Origin of the sequence: Pseudomonas sp. B20, assembly GCF_020515755.1 — a bacterium.
Lineage (GTDB): Bacteria > Pseudomonadota > Gammaproteobacteria > Pseudomonadales > Pseudomonadaceae > Aquipseudomonas > Aquipseudomonas syringae.
In genome coordinates this window covers 78,313-79,534 of the sequence record NZ_JAHPJG010000025.1, presented here as the reverse complement: position 1 = coordinate 79,534, position 1,222 = coordinate 78,313, and the positions used below count along the sequence as shown (strand labels likewise).

Below are 1,222 nucleotides of genomic sequence, written 5' to 3'. Positions count from 1 at the left end.
CGTCGCTTCTTCAAGCCCGGCGGCTGATCGCCGGGTCAATCCTCAACACATTCGTGGCTTTCTATGAAAAAGTTGAAGTTTCGCAAAGTGCTCGTCGTTGTCGTGCTGCTGGTTCTTGCAGCGGGTATTGCCTACAGCGTCCAGTCCCCGGAAAAAGCTCCGGAGTACCTGACCGCCAAGGTCGAACGCACCGACATCGAAAACTCGGTGCTGGCCAGCGGGGTGCTGCAAGGCATCAAACAGGTTGACGTCGGCTCGCAGGTCTCGGGCCAGCTCAAGTCCCTGAAGGTCAATCTGGGCGACAAGGTCAAACAGGGTCAGTGGCTGGCGGAAATCGATCCCGTGGTGCTGCAGAACACCCTGCGCCAGTCGCAGGTCAACGAACAGAACCTGATCGCCCAGAAAGATGCGGCTGTCGCGCAGCTCAAGGACGCCAAAGCCATTTACCAACGCTACAAGCAACTGCGTGCGGATGACGCGATCTCGCAGAAGGACTTCGATACGGCGCAATCGGACTTCGAGGTCAGGGCTGCCAATCTGCGATCGCTGGAGGCACAGGTGCGCGACGCAAGAATCCAGATCGAGACCGCCAGGATCAACCTGGGCTACACCCGTATCGTCGCGCCGATCAGTGGTGATGTGGTGGGTATCGTGACGCAGGAAGGTCAGACTGTGATCGCCAGCCAACTGACACCGGTGATTCTCAAATTGGCGGATCTGGACACCATGACCGTCAAGGCCCAGGTCTCCGAGGCCGACGTGATTCATATCACCCCCGGGCAAGAGGTGTACTTCACCATCCTCGGTGATGCTGAAAAACGCTATTACGCCAAGCTGAAGGGTACGGAGCCCGCGCCGCAAAACTTCCTTGATGCGCAATCCAGCAGCACCAGCAAGCCAAACAGTGCGGTGTTCTACAACGCATTGTTCGACGTCCCCAACCCTGATCACCGTCTGCGTATTTCGATGACCGCTCAAGTGCATATCGTGCGTGAAAAGGCCAAGGACGTTTTGACTGTGCCTGTTGCGGCCCTGGGCGACAAGAATGGCGACGGCAGCTTCCCGGTGCGCGTGATGGACGCGCAGGGCCAGGCCCAGAGCCGCAATGTACAGACTGGTATCAATAACAACGTGCGGGTCGAGATCAAGAGCGGCCTTGCCGAGGGTGACCAGGTGGTGATCGGTGAACCGTCGGCTACACCAGCGACAGCGGGGGCCTGAC

Annotated in this window: 1 protein-coding gene; it reads left to right on the top strand. The window is 58.7% G+C overall.

The annotated features are described in order from the left end of the window. Positions 1 to 63: 63 nt before the first annotated feature. The gene (macA, locus tag LIX91_RS22120; RefSeq protein ID WP_226489159.1) at positions 64 to 1,221 is read left to right on the top strand and encodes a macrolide transporter subunit MacA; all 1,158 of its coding nucleotides are present in this window, start codon (positions 64 to 66) and stop codon (positions 1,219 to 1,221) included. The last annotated feature ends 1 nt before the right edge of the window (position 1,222 follow it).

Bases quoted from the DNA above. Each gene is read 5' to 3' on its own strand.
- macA (WP_226489159.1), top strand. From the start codon at position 64: ATGAAAAAGTTGAAGTTTCGCAAAGTGCTCGTCGTTGTCGTGCTGCTG.